Below are 22,339 nucleotides of genomic sequence, written 5' to 3'. Positions count from 1 at the left end.
GAGAGATACCTGAAAAAATTAATATTCAACATGTTATTTTTGCGATACAATGGAAGAAAAAGGATAGACAGGAGGAAAATAATTGAAACAGACAGCGATTTCTAAAATAATGGATTTGTTATACAAAAAATATCTGATCCCCATGGTTTTATTCGATTCAAGCGGCGAAGTTTGCCACCCGAAGATTTCATGGGAGATACAGCCTATCATGGAAAAATTCATTTCGCCTAAAGAGAATCAATCCGTATGTTTATTTAATCACTTTCCTTTTATGTTTGCTAAACTGGATTTTATTACAGACAGCAAGCCCTATTCCTTATTAATCGGCCCTTGCGGTATGATCGGAGAATCTCCTGATACTTTCCTTTTCAAAGGACATAGCTATCACTATGGTATTCACTATACGAAAGAAACAACTGCAGCTTTTGAAGAATTCGTGCAGCTTACCTATGCTTTTCTAACACACGAACTCTTGAAAAAAGAGGAATTGCACTGGGTTTACCAAAAAGAAATCAAGCAGCGATCTACCACGGATCAACGGTTAGAGGACAGTTTGTACGACCGCCGGATGCAAGAAGCCACTTTTGATTCTTATCAATTCGAGCTTCGATACACGGAGTATATCAAACGGAATCAGCCAGAAAAGATTGATTGGCTCTTCAAAAAGATGCAAGAAACGTATCATGTCGAATTGTCCGAAAATGAATTAGAAGGTTTGAAGCTGAAGTTCTCTGCTTTCGTTGCCATCCTGACGCGTATTAGTATCGATGAAGGAGTCCCGATCAATCAGGCCTTCAGTTTATCTGATGCTTTAATCCAAGGCTTGTTCCGTATCCATTCTTCTAGTGAATGGCACACATATATGAAAGAAGCGACTTATCGTTTCATGCAACTGATCCATCAGCAGCCTCTAGCCGATAAATCCATGCTAGTCAAGCAACTGATCAATTATATAGACAGTCATATTTACGATCGTGTAACGCTTGACGAGCTAGCTGAGACATTTGATAAGCACAAGACACATCTTTCTGCTTTATTCAAAAAAGAAATGGGACAAACGATCCACTCCTATATCCAAGAACGGAAGATCAATGAAAGTAAACATTTATTGCTTTTTACGGACAAGAGTTATAAAGAAATCAGCGTATTGCTTTCATTTGCGAGTCAAAGCCATTTTATTCAAGTCTTTAAAAAAACAACTTCCCTTACGCCAAGAGAATATCGCGATCAACATTATGCTTATTCCGTCCATTAAAAAGATAAAATGATATATTCTCTAATTAATAAAAAAAAAAATATCAATTATATGATGAAATTTATAGAAAAAATCTGTTATACTAACCGTAATGAAATCTGTCTTAGGGGAATCGAATCATGAAAATCTACTACATTGAAGATAACTTGTTTCATCAGGAACTATTTAAGAAAGAATTAATGAAACATCAAGAGCTGAGTGTCATCTCTCTTCAAATATTCCCGAACAATGAGTTGGAAACGATTTATAAACGCTTAGATACACTGGTCTTTTCTTCTTCTGATTTGTTTATTATTGACATTGATCTGAAGACATTGCATAGCGGTATTGATTTTGCTAAAAAAATACGGAACAAAAACCCAGAATGTTCCATTATCTTCCTATCAAATGATAATACACGCGGATTAGAAATCATTAATCAGCAGATTCGTCCCGATTGTTACCTTGATAAAACGAACCTAGATGAAGTTGCGCAAACATTGAAACAACTTCTCTTAGAAAAACTGGAAGCTCATAAACAATCGTCCTCTATCATTGAACTGCAAGGTGCCGCAAAAGTCTTTTTGATTGCGCCAGACGAAGTCAATTATATTTCAACGATCAATGGTTCTCGCTCCACATTAGAATTTTATGGAACAAACGAGAACTTCGTTATTCATGATAAAATGAAAAATATCAAACAAAAATTTCAAAATTATCATTTCTTTAATGACCTGAAAAGTTTTTCTATCAACCCGTTCAATATCAAAGAAGTAGATAAACAAATGATGGAAGTCCATTTCAAAAATAAAGATACGCTTTTTTTAAGTTCTTCTAGTGTAAAAAAACTATTGCGCCATATTGACCAGCTGAAACAAACGAACAGCTGACGATTCCTTTTTTCAAACATCAAAACGGGTAGGACATCTCTGTCCTGCCCGTTTTAACTTCAATAGGCTACTTTACTAGCTATTCAAACAATTTTACTGATAGATTTCTCATAGATTGCTAATTCCAAGACAAACATTTTCGTGCGCTTTAAATATTTGATCACGTAATTGGCGTTTAGATATTTATCCGTGATTTTCGAGAAGTTATAAAGACCGAGTCCCCCATTTTTTTTCATTGAGCTTCCTCTTTTCATCAACTTAGATAAACTTGTTGATGACATATCAGCTGGATTCTCGATTTTGAAATAAAACCGTTCGTTTGTTTGATTGATCGTGATACTGACGGGCACTTCTTTTCTTGTTTTATCACAATGTTCAACGGCATTATTCAGTGCGATAGATAAAAGACGAAGAACATCGATATAATCTGCTTTGATATTATTGATGATATTTAGAACTTGGATATCATAAGAAACACCTGATTGATTTGCTTTTTCCATAAAATGATAAAAAAGCCCGCGTACCGCTGGATCGCCGATTCGCTTCAGAGGATTATGCCTGGCATCATCGATCGCTTCTAAAGAATAATCCTTTAAATGTGTCAATAGCTTGATAGAATTCTCCTGACTGTCATTCTTCAAGCTGTATTCCAATGCAGAAATATAATTCAAATAATCATGACGGAAATCATCCAATTTCTCGTAGTAGTCTTTTGTCTCCTGATTGTCTTTCAAATAAAGTTCGATCACTTGGAACTTTTTCTTGTATATAATAAAAACAATAAAAAAAGCCGTATAAAAAATACTATATAAAAGTGTGATGATCGAAGTAAGGATGTAATCCAATGAATAAAAACTAATACCTAAATGAAAGATGTAAATCAGCACATAAATAACAACGGATAAAACTGTCAGTCCTTTCAGTTTTTTCGTGTAACCGCTGAAATAATCGAATATATCATATTTTTGGTCTGCTTTTCTGATGATTGAAAATAAGCAAGCTGCTAAAGCTAGCTCTACTGAAAGGTTCAAATAACTTGTATAAAATCCCAAATATCTTGGAATATCGATTGCTAAGAAAAAGGAAATACCTATCACATTCAATAGAAAATTCTGTAGCAGGACCGATAAAAAAATATTTTCTACCAAAAGATACAAGAACCAGCATGTCACAACATAAGCGATTGCAAAAAAAAATGACGTATATGGAACAAAGAACATATTAGCCATCATCAACCCCAAATAAAATAAGATGAATCGCCATTTTGACGCTCCTTTAAATAACATACTCATCCAAATAAACAAATTTAAATAAGCAACAAGAACAAACATGATTGACTCCATCAACTAACCCCACCCTTTCGTCCTTATCATAACAAAAATAAGAAGGAAAAACAGCCGCGTTTCCCCTTCTTATTATTATGGCGCTGTTTCGATCGTCCATTCCAACTGTGACTGATATTCACCAGCATAAGCACCTGGTAAAACAGCTAACTGGAATTGATGGTTCGCATCTTGATGCAAAGAATAATCTGTCGTATTGTTTTGGACTACTGGTAATTCTATTGCTGAACTATTCGTTATTGGCAATTTTTCTTCGCCATTTAGATAAGTTAATTGCGCAGGCAACTCTCTTGTTCCGTCAGAAAAAGAGGAGGTCTGTTTGACTTTAAGCTGCCAATCTTTCGTAATTCCTGTCGTATCTTCTACAACTACCCCAACAGTTGCTTGTGGTGAAGAATAAACAGTGCTACCGGAAATAACCATATTTTGAAATTGGATCTCCGGATCGATCGATTTAAAGCTTACCTTTCCTTGATTCAATATGATTTTAAAACTTTCGTGATTAGATAGCTGACCTTCTGCATCTTTAGCATAAACTTCTACTTGATTATCGCCAAGTTTCAAATCTGTAAGAGATATATCTTGTGAAAAAGGAAGCCATGAGTCTTTTGCTGTATTGCTAACGTTGTCTTGTAAGACTCTTTCTTGACCATTTAGTTTATAAAACAATGTAACCGTATTACTGTCTTTATCCTTCCATTCCCCATTGATCGTCAATGACTGATCTGTTGGAAAAACATTGACAGTAGCATTTGCCAAAGAATCAGAAAGTTTGATTTGTGGTCTCAAAGCTTCGTTATTTAAAATTTGGTAAGTAGTCTCATACGGTTGGACTGTATAATTATCCCCAATAAATTCTGTATAGTCCTCTGCTTTAATCGTTTTTTGATTAGAATCGATGTTTTTAACTTTTACATCGAATGTTATTTCTACACTTGTCCATTTGTTTTCATGTACGTCTCCTAAATCATTGGACAATGCAGGAACGATTAGCTGATTGTTAGATGTGATCTGTGGTTCTTCCTTCGTTATCGTGCCTGTTTCTGGGTACTTAACTGCTAACGTATGGGGGATATATTCTACATATGGATTAAGAAATTCCTCTCCTACTACATCTGTCCAATTTTGAATACCGCCTAAATAAGTTGCTTTTAAAGAATAGGTCAACGTGTCACCCATATTCACATTTTTGTTAATGACACTTTCGTTATTTTTTAATACATCTGTAGTAGTTTCCACGTCAACAGCTTTTGGCAGTTCTGAAAATACGACAGCGTTGACATTAGAATCATCTCCCGTAGCCCCTGTAAATCCCCAGTAAACATAGTCACTAGAAAACTCAGTTCGCGGAAGATTACAAGTTCTGCTTTGTCCATCAAATGTGTAGGAAATCTGACTTGTAAGATGATCATAATGCACTTCAAAATCATGCCATTGTCCATTGGAGAGAGAACCATTTGGTAAATTGATCGGCTCTGTCAATACATTGTGACGTACTTTTACTTCGTTCGTAAACCATTCTTTAGTTACTTCATAGGTATCAGGATTTCCAGGCATAGTTGCTGCAATATGATTTGGTCCAGGTTCACATTGCTGGGTTTTTTTATCGTATGCATTACCTTTATCTTTATTTGGGTGCGTATCAAATTCGATAGAAAAACTGTTATGGAGTGCTTCTCGCGCTGCTTCAGCGCTATTTCTAGCATTTTGTGAAGAATAAACGCCTAAGGCTCCGCCTTCTGTTGAACTTGAAAAAGCACTATTACCTCTTGGATCATTTTGGAGCGTGAAAGTAATCCCATCTGCAGCTGCTCTTCCTTTATTCCCTAAATACAATTTCATTTTTGTATCAAAGTCTTTATTCAAATCTAATTGATAGTTAGTTGCTGACCACAATGCGGCTCTTTGATTCCTACTATCATCGGTTAGAATACATACGTCATTTCCATTTTTATTTTTAGCGATCGTAGCATGACTGTTAATCCAAACTGGCACTAAATTAAACGCATCTTCTAAACTTGCTCCATCTGGCGCATTAAAGATAACGTCATTTACTGATTCGGCTCTAACCTCTTGTATTTCAAAAAGAAGAAAGAGAGAAACAAGACTAAGAATCGAAAATATTTGTAAAAATAGATGGATATTTTTATTTACCCTTTTTTTCAATATTCTCACCTACTTTTTTTGTTTAAGTAATTTGTAACTTAAAAATGCGATGATCAATAATAACAAAATTCCGACTGTAATGATAGCTGTGAGATACGGGATTCCTTTATCTTCTGTCACTGCTTCTTGATTGATCTTTTTGGCTTTTTCTGACTGGATTGTAAAATCAGTTGTCAAATGCCATGTTTTATCTGTGTTGCCTTCGCTGGCATCGATTGTTACCGTGTAATCTCCAGCTTCGATCTTCTCCTTATTCAAGCTGATCGGAAAGTCGAAGTTCGTATTAGGAGCGATCGACATGTTCTCTTTTTTTGTTTCATAAAGAACATCTTTTGATCCTTTTTTTGTGATCTTTGCATCGAATTTGACTTTGCTGATAATTCCAGGTGTTGGGTTTTGTACATTAGCAAACACAGTCGTATATGAATTTTGTAGACCTGCTTTTGCTGAGTTCAGCTTCAAATCAGGTGTGACAGCATCTGTATCGTTTTGCAATTTTACACCGATCACGTATGCATATTTATTGCGGATAGCTGTCCCGTCTACTTTTTCACTGACATTATCTTTTTTGCTGATGTGTATTCCGCCAAGGATAATTCCTTTGAAACGATTTTTTGGCATGTGAACTTGGAAAGTCACATCTTTGGATTCACCAGCTTGTAATTCGATTTCTTGATTTTTAGGAGTAACGAGCTGATTCAATACATATTTAGCAGAAGAGTCCTTCTTTAGATCTGTTTGTCCGTAATCAATGACCCCATTACTGTTTGTGGCAGCATTATTAACGTCTACGCTAAAAGTTGCTTTTTCTTTTGCTGAATTTGCTAAATGGATCGAAATCTCTTCTTTTTGATCTAGACCTAATTGCAAATCAAAATAAGAAACGTTCTTATTTTTTTGAAAGTCGGGAATATTCGCACTGACGCTGTACGCTGATTCATTCGAATCAGCGTATGTCGTCAGTGGCACGACTACAACACTTAATAAACTAAGAGCAGCAACAAACAATGATTGAAGTTTGTTCATTTTTCTCTCCATCCTAAACAGTTGGCCCTGCTGTTAGTGTCCAAGTGATCGTTGCTGTGTATTCTTTTGCTTGCGCAGATCCTGAAGGGACTGATAATTGAACATTTGTATTGTTTCCTTCTTCTCCTTTAAAGACATCCAGCCATGTCCCTTGACCTTTCAAACTATCAGCTGTCATGACTGTTTTTGCTTCAGTATTGTTAAAAATCAAATCATTTGTTGCGGGTGCTTCACTTGTATTATCCGAAGTTTTTTCTGCTACCCCATTTTTAAATGATAATTCTGCACCTTTTAACTCTGAATGGTCACTAGCAACAAATTTTGTAGCTGCGGCTGTCAATGTCCAACCACCTTCTACTCCACGTTTATCAGTGATCTGAACATGTGGCTCTGCATTTTCAGCGTTGTATACTTGGCTAGTCGTTGAGATATCTTGTGTGCCAAATGTAATATTTGAGACATAGTCAATTGACAAAGGTCCGTTATCTCCAGTCCCGTGGTTATCTGGGTCGTCCGGATCTACTGGGTTCACTGGATTATCAGGATCATCTGGGTTTACTGGATCTACAGGATCAGTGTTATCTCCTGTAAATGTGATCTTTGCTGTCGAAGTGGTAGAATCTTTTGCTGGCTCTGTTTCATCTGCTTGTACGTTCAATGCGCTTAATAATGAGCTTGATAGCAATACTGTCGCTGCTAATGTGTAGAATACTTGTTTTTTCATCGTTGTTCTTCTCTCCTTATTCGTTCATGATAAATGTTTCATTAAGCTGGTGCGTCTGATAAAGTCCAGACAAGCGTAGCTGTGTAATCACCCACTAAGTTACCTGATGGGACTTTAAGCGAAACATTTGCTGTGTCCATTTCATCTGCCCATGTTCCTAATCCTGTATTCGCAGCCGCTGTCATAATGTTTTGTGCGTCATCATTAACTACTACTTCGCTTGTAGCAGGAGGTGTAGCCTTGTTATCTGCAACACTTTTAGCAGTTCCGCTAGGTAATGTTAGTTCTGCACCACTCAATGTTTTATCTTCTGAAGTAAATCCTGGTTTTTCTGTATCGTAATTTACTTGCAAATGCCAGCCAGCACCAGTTCCTCGTAAATCTGATACTTGTGATTCTGTTAGAGATGCAGGTTTTTCGGCAATATATGTTTCTGTTTTCCCAGAAATCGTTTGAGTACCAAAGTCGATGTTTGAGATATAATCGATACGCAAGTCCCCAGTATTTCCAGTTGGATCATTTGAAGGAGGATTATCATCAGGATCGATTGGATCGATCGGGCCTACTGGATTATCTGGATCTTGTTTCGTTAGACCGATTTTTGCTGTACTCTTACCACTTAGGTCATCTGCATGTACGGCCACTGTTCCCGCTAAGATTGTTGTGCTGATTAATAATGTAGCTAAAATTGTTTTTTTCATTCTCTACTCCTCTTTCTATTCCAAAATATAAATAATAAAATAACTACTAAAAGAAATACTCCACTCCATGTAATAAATGATTGCTGTTGCTCATTGGTCTTCGGGTATTTCTCTTGTCTGGATTGATCTGCTGATTTATCAGCATCTTGCGAGGATGGTACGGATGGATCAGTTGAACTTGGCGGAACGCTTCCTTCAAAAGTGATACCTACACTACTTTTTTCACTTGCAGCAAACACCACTTGGTTGAAAGCAGAAAGTTGTATCAAGCAACTCAACGTAAAAACCAATATCAAACTTTTTCTAAATCTTTTCATGAAAGCTCCTCCCATTTTTCTTTTCGAACACCTCCAAAGTTATAACCTTCATTTCTTTATAATGATTACAATCCAGAACAACGCTTATTATAGCCGATTCCGTTCTATCCTTTTTTTATTTGTAAGCGCTTATTTAATAAGTTGTGTAAATTTTTTGATTTTTTGATTCAAAATGAAAAATAAAAAAAGGAGTGTGACAATAGTTATGTCACTCTCCTTTTTTCAAATAAACGATGTTCTAAAGCTTGTATTTGAGGTAATAAGTCGAAATTATATAAAATATTTGAAAAGCTATTTTCGTACATTTCATCTTATTTCCTGAAACTGACCACTTTTGTCACAACCTTTTTATCAATTAATATTATTGAGTTTCCTTGATTAGAAATGGTTATTACTGTTCAAAAGCTTCTTTAAAACGGTGGATCAATTCATTGACTACAGGTGACAAGATCCGATTCTTTTTCCAGACTAGCATACAGTTCGTTTCAATCAGCGGGTCAAGCGGAACAAATCTCACTTCCTTTGAATGATTACTTACAGCCCCTTCTATGACTAAAGCAGCTCCTACCTGATTCTCAATTAGCGAGAACACATTGAAAATCAAATTGTACGTTCCTGTGATCAACAGCTGTTCTTTTTTTATACCTAACCAGTCTGCAAACATTCGTTGTATTTCTGGACGCTTAGAAATCAAAAGAGAAACATTGGAAAAGTCTTCTTTTTTTATTGCATCTTTTTGTGCTAAATCAGAAGCTTTTGAAATGAGTAATCCCCATTTTTCCTTTCTTGGCAGCAAAATCGTTTCATATTTTTCTGTATCTACTGGATCTAGCAAAATCGCTAAATCTAACAGACCTTTTTCTAGCCGCTCCGTGATGTCATCACTTGTTCCGCTATGTATATGAAATTGAACGCTGGGATAATCACGGATCAACTCTTCTAGTAATAATGCCAATGTGTCTGAATTATCAGCTTCCACACATCCGATCGTAAATCGTCCGCTGAATAATTGTTTCTTTCTGTTCTCGAATTCTTGAGTCGTTTGATTCGTCAAATCTAAGATTTCTTCTGCTCGGCTTTTTAGAAAATAACCTGCATCTGTCAAGATCATTTTACGATTTTCACGTACAAACAGTTCTATTCCTAGCTCCTCTTCTAGTTCCTTCAATTGTCGGCTTAAGGTGGGTTGTGTAAGATGCAAAACTTCTGCAGCTTGGGAAATCGTTCCTTCTTCTGCAATTGTCCAAAAATATTTTAGCAAGCGTAATTCCATAACGATGCTCCTTGATTTTTTTACTTGATACATTCCATTTTATTTCTAGATAAAACATGATCATATTTCTTGATTTTACCTTGCAAACGTTCTAAACATTCTTGCATTTCAGCAATTTTTTTCGTCAAAAGTTCACTTTCTTCAATCAAAAGCTTACGTCGTTCAGACACAGTTGCTTCTCCTTCGCTAGATAGACGAATATATTCGATCAAAGACTCAATCGATAATCCAGCGTTTCGCATACAAATCGTAAAATCGACCCATTTCAGGTCTTCTTTTGTATAATCACGAATCCCGCCTTTTGTCCGATTAACTGGCGGAATCAGCCCGATTCGTTCATAATAGCGCAATGTATCGGCCGAAATTCCCTTTTCTTCACTGACTTGTTTGATATTCATTTGATCACTCTTTCTTTTATTATCTTACCACTTCTCTTATGTATCTTATTATTCTATAACTTTAAGTGTACTCTAAGTCAATAACCATTTCTATTAAAACTGAGCTGGATCATCTATATCAGCCGGATCTACTCTATTCGGAATAAAAAAGACTTGTTTTTTTATTCTTTTTTGGATATACTTTTAACAATTTAGGAAAATTTTAGGAAAAGGGGTATAAAAATGACAAAGTATCAGCGAAAGGTATTATTATCGACATCGGCGGGAATTGCATTAGAGAATATGGACATTATGTTTTTAGCTTTTTCATTATCTTCAATGATTGCTTCTTTTCATATTAGTGGTACGCAAGCGGGCTTCATTTCAACGATCACTAATTTGGGGATGCTCATTGGAGGTATTTTTTTTGGCATCATAGCTGACAAATATGGTCGCGTGAAAGTATTTTCTCAAACGGTCCTTCTGTTTTCGATTGCTTCTTTATTGATGTATTTTGCTTCAAACATCTACTTAGTTTATCTCTTTCGCTTTATCGCAGGTGTAGGAGCAGGAGGAGAATATGGTGCATGCATGTCCTTGATTTCCGAAAGTTTTTCCAAAAAACAAATTGGCCGAGCTTCGTCGGTTGCTGGTATTGGTGCGCAGGTTGGTGCGGCTTTGGCTGCGATTTTAGCTGCTTTGATCATTCCAGCGTTTGGTTGGAAGATGCTATATGTCGTAGGCGTACTTCCGGTACTGATGGTATTGTTCATTCGTCGCGGTTTGACTGAACCAAAGGAATTCAAATCTATACAATCCGCCAAAAAGAAAACCAAACTTAGCCGACTATTTGAAACAAAACATCTTGCTTGGCAAACATGTGGCCTTAGTATCATGGTGACTGTCCAAATTGCCGGTTATTTCGGGTTGATGAACTGGCTTCCTTCGATTATGCAAGATCGATTAGGACTTTCAGTTTCTGGTTCTTCATTGTGGATGGTAAGTACTATTTTAGGAATGTCTTTGGGGATGATGACTTTTGGCATGATCATGGATAAGATGGGGCCTAAACTAGCCTTTTCTTTATTTTTGATTTGTTCTTCTTTATCTGTCTATCTACTTGTATTAGCTCATAACCAGTGGAGTTTGGTAGCCGCAGCTGTGATAGTCGGCTACTTTATCAATGGTATGTATGGTGGATATGGCGCAGTAATCAGCAGTTTGTATCCAACGGAAATCCGTGCGACGGCGAATAATTTCATTATGAATCTTGGACGAGCTGTTGGTGGTTTTTCTTCTATCGTCATCGGTTTTTTGATGGATCATTATAGTTTAACTGCCGTAATCTTGTTTTTGAGCGGTATTTACCTAGTCAGTCTGCTGGTCTTGACAACTCTTACTGGTGTTACAGAATTAAGGGAAAGCTTGCAGCATTAAAATTCGATGATATAAAGAACCAAAAGGGAGACTGATTAAAAAGTTATACTATAATAATAAAAATCTTCTGAAGCATAAAAAATAGAAGCTGGCGTTCCAGATAGTAAACCAAAAATAGTAGTTTACACGTCCATTTCGTCAGCTTCTCTTTTTTTATTTAGTCGGTTTCCTCTGCTTTTTTGGACATCTTCATTCATTCTTTCTCAATCAAATAGTACGCCTCTTTTTCTTTTCGCAGTTTGTATCTTCCTTTTTTCAATTTCATTGAAAACTGTTTCGAATGTTTATGTTTTACATGGATTTTAAGTAGGATCTCCTCATGTTGCAAGCGATAGTTCCCGCCCTTCAAATCGGAAAACATGACTAATCCATATTCATCAGAAGCTTTCACGAATGGAACTTTTTCTCTAGTAATATAGTGTTTGCCGTTGAGTGTTTTTACAGAAAAGACCATTCCTTCGATTGGTCGTCCGTTTTTGTTCTTTACATAAAAAGATAAAGGATAGTTTCGCTTAGCAATGGCCAAAAAATCTAAATAAGCTATGATTAACCAAATTAAGCCGATCGATCCAAGTAGTATGCCGATAGTCAATGCAAAAAATTTCCATTTTTTCCATTGATCAATTCCTTGGATTGCTTTTTTTGCCTCTTTTGCATGATAAGGAATACGATGACCAGTCACAAGCAGTCGATGTGTATTGACCATGTAAGGAGTGCAGGTAAGCAAAGTCACGAGATCCCTACCTTTTTGGATACCCAAAGAATCTACTTCATCAGGTAAGACTACTTGGATTTTTTCTACTTGATATGCCAATGTCTTTCCATTGATCTGGATGAAAAATTGGTCTTCTTTCTTCAATTTAGGCAGATCTGTAAATAATTTTGCTTCTGGAAGACCACGATGTCCAGAAAGAACGGCATGGGTGCTTTTCCCGCCAGTCGGGTAAGAGCTTCCTTCCAATAATGACGTTCCTTTTTGCAAAAATATCTCCGTTGTCTGATCAAATATGGGTAAACTGACATTGATTTTTGGGATTTCGATGACTCCAAGCATGTGTGCCATAAAAAAGGCATTACTAGGTAAATCTTTTAATACTTTTGCATCAACTGTCTGGTTGAAACTGGCTATCCCTGGTGATACATTTTTTTCTGCCAGCTGCTGGTTTTTCTTTGTCATTTTTTCTTGCTGTTTTTTTATTTCTGCTGAATTCTTTTTCGATGCTTGCTTTTGATAATGGATGATCATCTGCTGGGCAAGAAAATCATTCAGTGAATCTTCTACAAAAGGATAGGAAAAGATCCCGATCCCAACGACTAAAATGATTGCCATGAAGATGTCCAGTATTCTTATTCTGTTTTTTTTCATCATGTCCACCTGTTTTCTAATATGTATATGAAGAGGTTGTGAAATCAGCGTCTTGACCTGAGTATTAGAGAAGCAAACGGAAAAATAGTTCCTCATATTTTACTGTTTGTTGAGCTAATACCGAGGGTCAGCTGATTGAACACCGTTTAAGAAAGAGGTCGTGAGCCTGCCGTTCAGCTCTGAGTCACAAGGAACAATTTCAAAAAACAGCTTCTCATGTTTGATGAATATTATGACTTGTGACCGAGGAGTTGGTAGGAGAACACCGTTTAAAGAAGAGGTTCTGAAATCAGCGTCTTGACCTGAGTATTAGAGAAACAAACGGAAAAATAGTTCCTCATATTTTGCTATTTTTTAGAAGGAAAAGCTGTGACAAAAGTCTTATCACAGTCCCTTCTTCCGAATAGACGGTGTTCAAGAGACAGCCTATCGGCAATAAGGCACGATTTTGTAAAATATGAGGAGCTATTTTTCAAAATCGCTTCTTATCGGTCAAGGCTGAACATCTCTTTCACAACCTTTCTCCCCATCTGATTCACTGTCGTTTATTTATCGTATGATTTTTGTTTCCAATAGTTTAAGCTTCTGTTTCTTGATGGCGTTTTTTGAAGTAGATCACTGCTCCTCCCGTTAAAGAAATACCTGCTAAGATGAACGCGATGATCCCTGTACCACCAGTTGAAGGCAAGATTCCTTTAGGCTGGTTATCAATCGTTGTTTTATCAGAAGTTGTTGGATCATCATCTACTGTAAATTCAGTGTACGCTGCTTCATTCTTAGGTAACGCATAGCCTTTTGGTGCTTTAATTTCTTGTAGGCAGTACGTTCCTTGTTTCAGTCCTTCGATTGAAAGTTTCCCTTCTGAATCAGAAATCAATTTCACTTCTTCCCAGTCAGAACCTGAGACTTCACTTGACCAAGCATATGGGTATTCTCCTGAGACAAGGTTTGCTATTTTCTTCATCAATTTAACGGTTGGATCTTTTGCTCTTAGAATAGAAAATTCTGCCCCTCCTAATTTTTCTTGTGTGTTCACGTCTTGTTTGATGAAGTGGAAATCACCGTATTTTTGGACGTTTTCTACAGTAATCGTGTTATCTGTAGTTGTATTTTCTCGATTGACTACACCGGTTGGATTCCCAAGATTTGCTTGATCTGCCCCATGGATGATTCCGGTTGTTTGTTGCAATTTTCCGTTTTTTACTATAAAAGTAGTTTCTTTTTGTGGATCGGTTAATTGATAACCATCTGGTGCTTTTGTTTCAACTAAAGTATAATTGCCGTCTATTAATCCATTGACACTGATGGATCCTTCAGTATCAGTTGTGAATGTCAACGCTGACTCAGCAGGATCATAGAGAGCGACACCAGTGTTTTCATCAAAACCGGTCACGAATTGATTCTCTGAATTTTTGATCTGGAATTGCGCCCCTGCTAACTTATCTACCCCTGAAAAGTTCCCAGCTTTCTGGATTTTGATATTGCTTTCTTTGATGACATTTTTAGCATATAGATGAATCGTGTCTAAAGGTTTGTCAGGGTCTGATGAATTCGGGTTATAAAAGGGTAAGCTTAACACGATATTTGGCGACGTTTCGACACCGGGCTTTGGTGTTTCTACAAAGACGTATACAGCATCTTTCCCATCAGATTTACCTGGAAGAGTCAGGTTAGCTAATCCTTCACCAGAAGTCGTTACACTTGCGAAGGGTGTAGCGTCTGCTGGAACTGCTGTATCTTTACTTGGATAGTACGTAGCAGTGATGTCATATACGTTGAATTCAACGCCGTTCAACGGTTTGCTATTCGGAAATGTCAATTCCGTTCCGTTGTTTATTTGATTTTCAGGTGCTGAAGTGAATTTCAATTTATGCAAATTAACCGTAACATTTTCTGGTGTAGGTGATACGGCTGCAGAAACCTCTGCAGTTCCTAGGCTGAGAATGAAAGGAAGCAACATAATAGTAGTTCCTAGAAGTGCCCATATTTTTGTTTTGATGTTTTTCATTTTATTTCCCTCCTATTGTTTCCTTTTTGTTGTTTTTTATAAAACCAAGCTGTCCCTGTTGAAAGGACTAGCAACAACCCTAAGATTGAAAAACTTCCAAGCATCTCTTCGTTTGTTTTTGGAAAGCTTCCTCCACTTTTTTCATGTGATGAGCCATTCGTCTGCATCTGAACTGGCGTTTTTCCATTATTCGTCGGATTTGCTTTTGGTTCGTTGATGATTTCCAATGGTATAGGATGAAGCGGATCATAACTGCCTTTTTCAACTTCAAAGGGAATGGTTGATTGACTCAATATATATCCTTTAGGCGGTTTAATCTCCACTAGTTCGTAACTTCCAAAAGACAATCCATGGACAGAAAATGTTCCATCTTTACTGGAAGTAAAAATCGTTGCTCTTGAATCATCTTTGGCTACCCAATGATTTATCCCGTTTTCTTGCGCTAAGTATTGGTCATTTTTTTTGACTAGAAATTGAGCATCTGCTAGTCTTTGTTTCGTTTGCCGATCCACTTTGACAAATTGTTTGCCTCCTGTTTGGATGGCAAGATGTGTTTCTACTGTTTGATTGTCAGTCGTCAAACGTACATCGTTAACAAATGTCGTTTTTTCACTGTTTTCTTTCAATGTCATTTGGTAACGGATCGTTAATTTTTCCCCAGCAAACGAACTGAGATCTTTTCCAGAATCTGATAAGACAAAACCATGTTTTGTTTTTTGTGTGTGAAATGTATGAATCTTGTCTCCACCAATCAAAAAATCGATCGTTTCTGGTTCTAGCCATAACTGAGGATCAGCTGTATCTTTGATCGTATAGGTTCCTATCTCGTTGATGTTCTCAGGAATTGTTACGGTGATGAGATAAGGGACTTGATCCCCATCTGCAAAATCTGTCTGCTTATTCTCTACTGTTTTTGTTAATGTGAGTGCAGTAGGTATTTTTTGTTCGCTCTTGGGATACAAGTGGATGGTCGTCAATTTATGATTAGATGAATCTGTCACAGGAAGCACAACGACAAATGGTGCTGATTTTTCTTTTACTTGATCTGAAGTCTTTATTTCCGCAAATCGGTAAACAGCGTCACGACCTTGCTCATCTTTGTCCGATGCACTAAAAGAAGCAATGCCCTCTTCCCCGTCTACTGTTTTTGTCACATTTTCTGCCAGTATTTTTTCACTATCACTTTTTTGTGCTAGTTTTCTTTGTGCGTCTTCCACACTACTTCCTTCTGACCGCAGCTTGTAAAATTCATCCGAGACATCATATATAGCGAAAGTAACGCCGTTCAACCCTTTTACTCCTTGAAAGTTATCTGGGATATTTATTCCGTCGTTTTGACTGATACTTGGCATCTTATCGCTTTCGAACATTCGATTATGCAAAGTAAATGTAATAGGTGATTCTCTAGCTGACACAGTCGGAGAACCTATAAAAAAGACCAGTAGGATAAAAAAGAGAACAGCAAATATATCCACACGTACATTTTTTGTTTTTTTCATCGCTGTTCACCTGCTTTTTTCTTACGATGGATAAAATAAAAGAAGCCAGAAAAAATAAAGATCAGTCCTAAAAAGACAAAGGGCAGTAGACCTATCCCGCCTGTCGAAGGAAGCAAGAGAGTCGGATTGATCGTCAACTTAGCGGTATCTGTTGCGATAATCGTATAATTATTGTTTACAGTTCCTTCGCCTAAACTAATCGTTACTATTTGTGATCCAATATCTGTCCGGCTGTTAACTGTTAGGGTATAATCCAATGATTCGCCTAAGACAACACCGGTAACGTGGACATTTCCAACCGGAATCGAGTGACTTTGGGCATCATAATTAAAGGCAGCGTCATCGACAGTAATCACTGCGTTAGCTTTATAGATGGTATAAGTTCCTGATGTGTTGGCTATATCAGTAAATAACAACTTGGGATTTGCTGCTTTGACTTTGTCTATTCCGCTATTCGTTAGTTTAATTGTATAGCTGCCAGCATTAACCATATTTTTTGCTGATTGTGCATCTACTGTGTAATCCATACTGCTAAGTGCCACTTGTACTGGAGTAAGCGAACTAGTGACACCCTCTGCTAGCTTGACATGGATTGACGGGACACCTGCTTTTCCATCATATGTCTTACTGCCACTGAGCTCTACCGCACCGCTGATTTGCTTAATCGTATAGACATCAGATGTCTGCACGATAGTAAATAAATAGTTTGTTCTGACAGCTAGTTTAGCTAGTCCGCTTTTTGTCAATTGCCAAGACGTATAGGTTCCAATTTCAGTAGGCGCAGTTACTTCAACTCCCTTTTCATTCATCGCTTTGAAATCAGTTGGATTCCATGTGATTTGATCAATACTGAGATCATTGTTTAAAAGGGATGTTGATTCTGTTTTATCATTAAAGGTATATTTAACGATCGGTACAACAGAAAGACCATCATAGTACTTACTGCCATTTGCATTGATTGATACTGTTGCATTTGTCTTATAATATAGGATGACTTCAGAAATCTGTTTTCCATTTGCGTCCTTTACGATTACATTTCCATTTGTATCTAAACTAGCTAAAACACTCATTGCTGATTGGTTCTTTGTTTCTGTCGCTGAAACAGCTGTAAAGGTATATCCGCCGATAGTAGGCGCATTAGTCGTCAGGTCTTGTGCAGCACTTCCGTAAGTAAGATTCATTATTTTAGAAGGAGCAATCGTCTGTCCAAAATAGTCTTGATACTTAATAGTGATTGGTGTTTGTTTGCCTGTATAGGTCACCGTATCGACGTTACTTTCTAGGGCTGTGAAAGAACCGTTTGTTTGTGCAAAAGAATAGCCCGTTACTGCTGTTGGAGTGATAACCACTTTGTCACCCACATGGATTCCAGATAATGTAGTCCCGTACGTTCCGATTTTTGCTGCTCCACCATTGACTGTATAAGAAAAAGTTCCTGTCCGATTCGCATTGACCTGAACCGTCGCTGCTTGATAGGTTGGGAAATTTGAAACATTTCCCTTACCATCAACGATCTGCCCATTTTTGATCGAGTACCCTGTGAATGGAATATCATTTGCTAACTGTATACCGATTGAAAAAGTACTCATACCTCCTCCGGCAGGAAGCCCTCCCCATGTTGAGGGTGTAAAAGAATAACTTTTATCCGCATTGGGTGTAACTGAATCGATCGTATTTCCAGCGGTAGCCACCCCCATATAGATACTTTTTGGGAATGTGATAGTAGTACCATTTACTGTGGAGCCAATAAACAGATTATGGATATCTGGACGGTTATCAATAAAAGCGATTGCTTTGGTTACGCCTTGTAACGCAGTTTTATCCGCACTCATCGATCCGTTAACCGCAACAATGACTCCATCTTTGGCATATATCACTGTATATCCATCTGGTATGGTATGTCCGTTGAAATTCGTCGTGGCCGCAACAGTACTAAATGTCTGGCTTCTACCTGTTTCTGAATAAGCTTTCTCCCCTGCTGCTTTTGCTGCTGTGATTTCTTTTTCTGTCGGATCAATCAGTTGAGTCGAGGATGTGGTGGAGGTTGTCTCGTTGGTGCTAGACTGATTGGTGCTTTCTATGGACTGTATTTCAGAATAGGGTGGACTATTTGTCTCCTCTGTCGTTTGGTTAGCAAAATTTGACGTTTCTGTATAAACGTTTACATAAATACTTGATAAGCTCCCTAAGAAAGTAAAAATCAAGATGATCGAAATCATAATGGGATGTAAGTATTTTCTTTTAGATATAGCTTTGAGTCTAGAAACAAAATGTTTTTGACATATACGTTGGATTTTATTTTGAGTTTTCTTAATCATTTTCATCCCTCCTCTCAATAAAAAATCATCAAATAATCCTTTACACGTTATTCTAAATTTAATTTTTATTATTTTATTGATGTATAGAAAGTTTGGGGCTTTTTTTCTCTTTTTATTCTAAGGTTATTTTAGTCTTGTCCTTTAATACAAAGATTTTATTTTTAAATAAAAAATACTCTTTTTTTACGATTATTGAAAAAAAAAGATAAAACTTGATTAATTGAAGTATTGCTTAAATTTGGAAGCTAGGAGGGAAGAATAAAAGAGTTAGGACGGGATTATCTACTATTTTTCTTTGTTTTAAATATTTGTTATCTTTGAACATAAAAGAGAAATGTGTCGACTGCAGTGTTGTGTCCCTCATCACGAATAAACGGTGTTCAATTAGCTGATCTTGTATTCACTTAAAAAATGGTAAAGTACGAGTTGCTATTCCCCATTTTCAATTTTCTAACGCTCAGGACAAAATACTGTTTTCACAACCTCATTGGAATAAAAGCATATATATTGTTTCAAGAACGAAATCTTGTTATCTTTTTAAAGGGCATCTGTCCAAAATCTAATTTTAGGAGGTACGTTTTGGTATTTATTCGTACAAATAAAAGAGAATTATCTTTATTCATTCTTTATTTTCTATTCATAGGATTTCAATTAGGGATCCTTCCATTAGCCTTATTATCTATGGTAACGAACAGTGATTTAATACATTCAGAGTTTGTTGTGTTCGCGGTTAACTTATGTATTCCTTCTATTATTGGTATCATTTTGTTTCGTAAAGAGATCATAGAAAGTTTTTCTTACTTCAAAGAAAAAACTTGGCTGAGGATTGCTAGTATATTTTTTTGGGTAGGCTTGATCTTTTTAGTAGACGTCTTCATGCAATACATTTTAGGTCCTACTAACCAATCAGCCAATCAGGGATATTTATTGCAATTAGGAAAACAAACGCCGCTATTTTTGACTTTGATTGTTTTTGCTTTCTTTGGTCCGATTTTAGAAGAACTTATTTTTCGTCATCTTTTAATTAATTGGCTTTCTCAATCTATTGGTTTAATTTTGTCTTCTTTGATTTCTATTTTTCTATTTACATTTATTCATGTAACGCATCCAATTGATTTTTTCATGTACGCTCCTGGAACGATTTTACTGACGATTGCTTATTTAACTGCGAATCGCTCATTAGCTTTTATCATAGCTATCCATATTTTGAATAACGTTCTTGGCTTTGTATTATAGATACAGATGACAAAAAAAGTTCAAGTATGCGGTGTAGAACCAATATCGCATACTTGAACTTTTTTCAATGAGTATAAATTAAAACTTCTAATTTTCAATTCCCATCATCTGATATGCCCGACCGTCTGAACTTCTTTTGAAAAAGCCGAATGTGATTAGATAACGTCTTTGTTCGACATAATCGCCACTAGAAAATACATTCAGCAGTATCGAATTAACCTCTGTTTCTGTATAAATCACTCCATGGTCAAAGCGTTTCAAGACTTCTTTCAATAAGATGTATTTCTTTTTTGTTGAACTTGGTACTTGTTTTACTTTTCCATCATTCATGAATGTGTCTAAAACTTTCATTTTTTCTTGCTCCGTATAAGTATAAACCATCTTCTTTCTCCTTTTGATTCTAAGAATATTCCATTCGTGTTAGAATATTCTGGATTTTTTATTAAAGCGGTTACTCTTAAGAAAGATATTATCATAGTGCTCTTTTTTTTACTACTACTTATAGGTAGATTTATTCTAATCCATTATTCTCCTCTACCAATAATTAAAGAAAAAAACTGGATCAGGGTGTTCAAATTACATGCTAAGAAAAAAGAACCCTTGAATACCAAGGGTTCTTTCTCAGTCTGATAACAATGATTAACGACGGATTTCTTTGATACGAGCAGCTTTTCCGTGTAATGCACGTAGGTAGTACAATTTTGCACGACGTACTTTACCGTAGCGAACTACTTCGATTTTTGCAACACGTGGTGTGTGCAATGGGAATGTACGCTCAACGCCCACTCCGTTAGAAACTTTACGTACTGTATAAGTTTCGCTGATTCCAGCACCGCGGCGTTTGATAACAACACCTTCAAATAACTGGATACGTTCACGAGTACCTTCAACAACTTTTGCGTGAACACGCACAGTGTCACCAGGGCGGAACGCTGGGATGTCAGAACGTAATTGTTCTTTTGTTAATTCTTCGATTAATGGATTCATGGTTTTCTTCTCCTTATTCCAAATATTCTTATGAGCTTTTCTCACAGCGGAATATCGTAATAGTTAAGTGCTTTTGCACTCACCATAAAATACTAACATATTATCAACCTACTGTAAAGAAGATTTTAGAAAAAGTCACTTGGCTTCATCTGCTGTTTTTTCTTGTTCTTCTTTCTTGATTTCTTCTAAAAATTTCGTCATTTGAGGTGTCCATTCAAGTGTTTCCAAAAGATCAGGCCGTCGTTGATAGGTCCTTCTTAGTGATTCTTTTAATTGCCATTCTTCAATCAATTTATGATTTCCATTTGTCAATACTTCTGGTACTTTCATCCCTTTATATTCTGCCGGGCGAGTATATTGGGGATGTTCTAATAGACCAGTTGAATAAGAATCGGTTTGGGCAGAAGTATGATTGCCTAACACATCTGGCAAAAGCCGAACTGTTGCATCGATCATGACCATCGCACCTAATTCTCCCCCAGTAAGAACATAATCTCCTAAGGAAACTTCATCTGTCACTAATGTGCGGATACGTTCATCATATCCCTCATAATGACCACAAATGAATACTAAGTGTTCTTCTTGTGAAAATTCTTCTGCCATTTTCTGATCGAATCGTTTACCAGCTGGGTCAAGAAGAATTACTCTTTTTTTGACATCCGGTGCAGCTTTTTCAATGGCTTGGATGTTATCATAGATGGGCTGGACTTTGAGCAGCATGCCTGCTCCACCGCCGTATGGATAATCATCTACTGTCTGATGTTTGTTATCTGAATAATCGCGGAAGTTAGAGATATTGATATCTAATAATCCTTTATCTACAGCCTTACCGATGATGGATTCCCCCATAGGACCTTCAAACATTCTTGGAAATAAAGTCAATACATCAATCTTCATCGTCAATCAGTCCTTCTGGGATTTCTACACGGACCACTCCAGCTTCTAAATCGACTTCTTTGACGACAGAAGCGATATATGGAAGCAATATATCAGCTTTTTTCGGACGTTGAACGACCCAAACATCATTGGCACCTGGTGACAAGATTTCTTTTACTTTACCTAACTCAGTTCCATCTTCTAATACACGCAGACCGATGATCTCATGGTAATAGAATTCATTTTCAGCTAAATCTACAGAGTTGTCTTTCGACACTTTTAATATGCCATCCCGATATTTTTCCACATCATTGATAGAAGGATGTCCTTCAAAACTCAATAAGTCAAAATTTTTATGTTTGCGATGACTTTTGACTGTTAATTCCACAGGTGCTTTTCCGTCTTGGAATAGTGTTAGCACCGTTCCTTTTTTGTAACGTTCTTCTGGGAAATCCGTTGTTGAGATCACACGGACTTCGCCTTTGATACCTTGTGTGTTTACGATTTTTCCTACATTCAAGTATTCAGTCAACTTATATCCCCATTTCTTTTTTGTCTGTT

General features: G+C 36.8%; 20 protein-coding genes. 4 read left to right on the top strand and 16 right to left on the bottom strand.

Annotated features, from left to right (window positions below; all coding sequences use genetic code 11):
* Positions 1-109: 109 nt before the first annotated feature.
* Both OS139_RS04060 and OS139_RS04055 read left to right on the top strand, forming a co-directional pair.
* On the top strand, positions 110-1,255 hold the full coding sequence (locus tag OS139_RS04060) for a helix-turn-helix transcriptional regulator (protein WP_002306298.1): 1,146 nt from the start codon (positions 110-112) through the stop codon (positions 1,253-1,255).
* Positions 1,256-1,374: 119 nt separating this feature from the next.
* Positions 1,375-2,124 (top strand): LytR/AlgR family response regulator transcription factor, encoded by a 750-nt coding sequence (locus OS139_RS04055; protein WP_002306297.1) that lies wholly within the window; start codon positions 1,375-1,377, stop codon positions 2,122-2,124.
* An 83-nt stretch (positions 2,125-2,207) separates the two neighbouring features.
* On the opposite strand, the gene OS139_RS04050 is transcribed toward OS139_RS04055, so the two are convergent.
* The 8 genes from OS139_RS04050 to OS139_RS04015 all read right to left on the bottom strand — a co-directional run bounded on the left by OS139_RS04050 (position 2,208) and on the right by OS139_RS04015 (position 10,072).
* Positions 2,208-3,467, bottom strand: coding sequence for a GHKL domain-containing protein (locus tag OS139_RS04050; RefSeq protein ID WP_016628456.1), 1,260 nt, complete (start codon positions 3,465-3,467; stop codon positions 2,208-2,210).
* Positions 3,468-3,542: 75 nt separating this feature from the next.
* Positions 3,543-5,642, bottom strand: coding sequence for a lectin-like domain-containing protein (locus OS139_RS04045; RefSeq protein WP_002306295.1), 2,100 nt, complete (start codon positions 5,640-5,642; stop codon positions 3,543-3,545).
* The gene (locus OS139_RS04040) at positions 5,643-6,659 is read right to left on the bottom strand and encodes a DUF916 and DUF3324 domain-containing protein (RefSeq protein WP_002331508.1); all 1,017 of its coding nucleotides are present in this window, start codon (positions 6,657-6,659) and stop codon (positions 5,643-5,645) included.
* 13 nt (positions 6,660-6,672) lie between these two features.
* Positions 6,673-7,383, bottom strand: coding sequence for a WxL domain-containing protein (locus OS139_RS04035; protein WP_002331509.1), 711 nt, complete (start codon positions 7,381-7,383; stop codon positions 6,673-6,675).
* 41 nt (positions 7,384-7,424) lie between these two features.
* Positions 7,425-8,084 carry a WxL domain-containing protein gene (locus OS139_RS04030; protein ID WP_325066805.1) on the bottom strand — a complete coding sequence of 220 codons (660 nt, stop codon included), beginning with the start codon at positions 8,082-8,084 and terminating at the stop codon, positions 7,425-7,427.
* On the bottom strand, positions 8,081-8,401 hold the full coding sequence (locus OS139_RS04025; protein WP_002306291.1) for an LPXTG cell wall anchor domain-containing protein: 321 nt from the start codon (positions 8,399-8,401) through the stop codon (positions 8,081-8,083). Before OS139_RS04025 ends, OS139_RS04030 begins: the two co-directional genes overlap by 4 nt.
* Before the next feature lie 391 nt (positions 8,402-8,792).
* Positions 8,793-9,674: a LysR family transcriptional regulator gene (locus OS139_RS04020; protein WP_002331511.1), complete on the bottom strand. Its 882-nt coding sequence runs from the start codon at positions 9,672-9,674 to the stop codon at positions 8,793-8,795.
* A gap of 20 nt (positions 9,675-9,694) precedes the next feature.
* A complete protein-coding gene (locus tag OS139_RS04015; protein WP_002331512.1) occupies positions 9,695-10,072 on the bottom strand; it encodes a MerR family transcriptional regulator in 378 nt (125 codons plus the stop codon).
* Positions 10,073-10,294: 222 nt separating this feature from the next.
* Between OS139_RS04015 and OS139_RS04010 the strand changes: the two genes are divergently transcribed.
* Complete coding sequence (locus OS139_RS04010; RefSeq protein ID WP_002331513.1) at positions 10,295-11,488, top strand: MFS transporter; 1,194 nt, start codon at positions 10,295-10,297, stop codon at positions 11,486-11,488.
* 193 nt (positions 11,489-11,681) lie between these two features.
* Here the strand turns inward: OS139_RS04010 and OS139_RS04005 are convergent, their stop codons facing one another.
* The 4 genes from OS139_RS04005 to OS139_RS03990 form a co-directional block, all read right to left on the bottom strand.
* Complete coding sequence (locus OS139_RS04005) at positions 11,682-12,854, bottom strand: class C sortase (RefSeq protein ID WP_010727551.1); 1,173 nt, start codon at positions 12,852-12,854, stop codon at positions 11,682-11,684.
* A 577-nt stretch (positions 12,855-13,431) separates the two neighbouring features.
* Positions 13,432-14,862: a SpaH/EbpB family LPXTG-anchored major pilin gene (locus OS139_RS04000; RefSeq protein WP_002331515.1), complete on the bottom strand. Its 1,431-nt coding sequence runs from the start codon at positions 14,860-14,862 to the stop codon at positions 13,432-13,434.
* Positions 14,859-16,361, bottom strand: a complete 1,503-nt coding sequence (locus tag OS139_RS03995) for a SpaH/EbpB family LPXTG-anchored major pilin (protein WP_002331516.1) — start codon at positions 16,359-16,361, stop codon at positions 14,859-14,861. Before OS139_RS03995 ends, OS139_RS04000 begins: the two co-directional genes overlap by 4 nt.
* Entirely contained in the window at positions 16,358-18,685 is a 2,328-nt protein-coding gene (locus OS139_RS03990; protein WP_025479092.1) for an MBG domain-containing protein, read from the bottom strand. Before OS139_RS03990 ends, OS139_RS03995 begins: the two co-directional genes overlap by 4 nt.
* Positions 18,686-19,258: 573 nt before the next feature.
* Between OS139_RS03990 and OS139_RS03985 the strand changes: the two genes are divergently transcribed.
* A complete protein-coding gene (locus OS139_RS03985) occupies positions 19,259-19,915 on the top strand; it encodes a CPBP family intramembrane glutamic endopeptidase (protein WP_002306282.1) in 657 nt (218 codons plus the stop codon).
* Positions 19,916-20,002: 87 nt separating this feature from the next.
* Here the strand turns inward: OS139_RS03985 and OS139_RS03980 are convergent, their stop codons facing one another.
* From OS139_RS03980 to rimM, 4 genes are all read right to left on the bottom strand, one after another.
* Positions 20,003-20,296: a DUF2087 domain-containing protein gene (locus tag OS139_RS03980; protein ID WP_002306281.1), complete on the bottom strand. Its 294-nt coding sequence runs from the start codon at positions 20,294-20,296 to the stop codon at positions 20,003-20,005.
* A 258-nt stretch (positions 20,297-20,554) separates the two neighbouring features.
* On the bottom strand, positions 20,555-20,902 hold the full coding sequence (gene rplS, locus OS139_RS03975) for a 50S ribosomal protein L19 (RefSeq protein WP_002286913.1): 348 nt from the start codon (positions 20,900-20,902) through the stop codon (positions 20,555-20,557).
* A 135-nt stretch (positions 20,903-21,037) separates the two neighbouring features.
* Positions 21,038-21,799, bottom strand: a complete 762-nt coding sequence (gene trmD, locus OS139_RS03970; RefSeq protein WP_002306280.1) for a tRNA (guanosine(37)-N1)-methyltransferase TrmD — start codon at positions 21,797-21,799, stop codon at positions 21,038-21,040.
* Positions 21,789-22,310, bottom strand: a complete 522-nt coding sequence (gene rimM / locus OS139_RS03965) for a ribosome maturation factor RimM (RefSeq protein ID WP_002306278.1) — start codon at positions 22,308-22,310, stop codon at positions 21,789-21,791. Before rimM ends, trmD begins: the two co-directional genes overlap by 11 nt.
* Positions 22,311-22,339 lie beyond the last annotated feature (29 nt).

The sequence above is a fragment of the Enterococcus sp. E4-223 genome, assembly GCF_035727065.1.
Taxonomy (GTDB): domain Bacteria; phylum Bacillota; class Bacilli; order Lactobacillales; family Enterococcaceae; genus Enterococcus_B; species Enterococcus_B faecium.
This window is presented reverse-complemented; position numbering and strand designations above follow the sequence as displayed.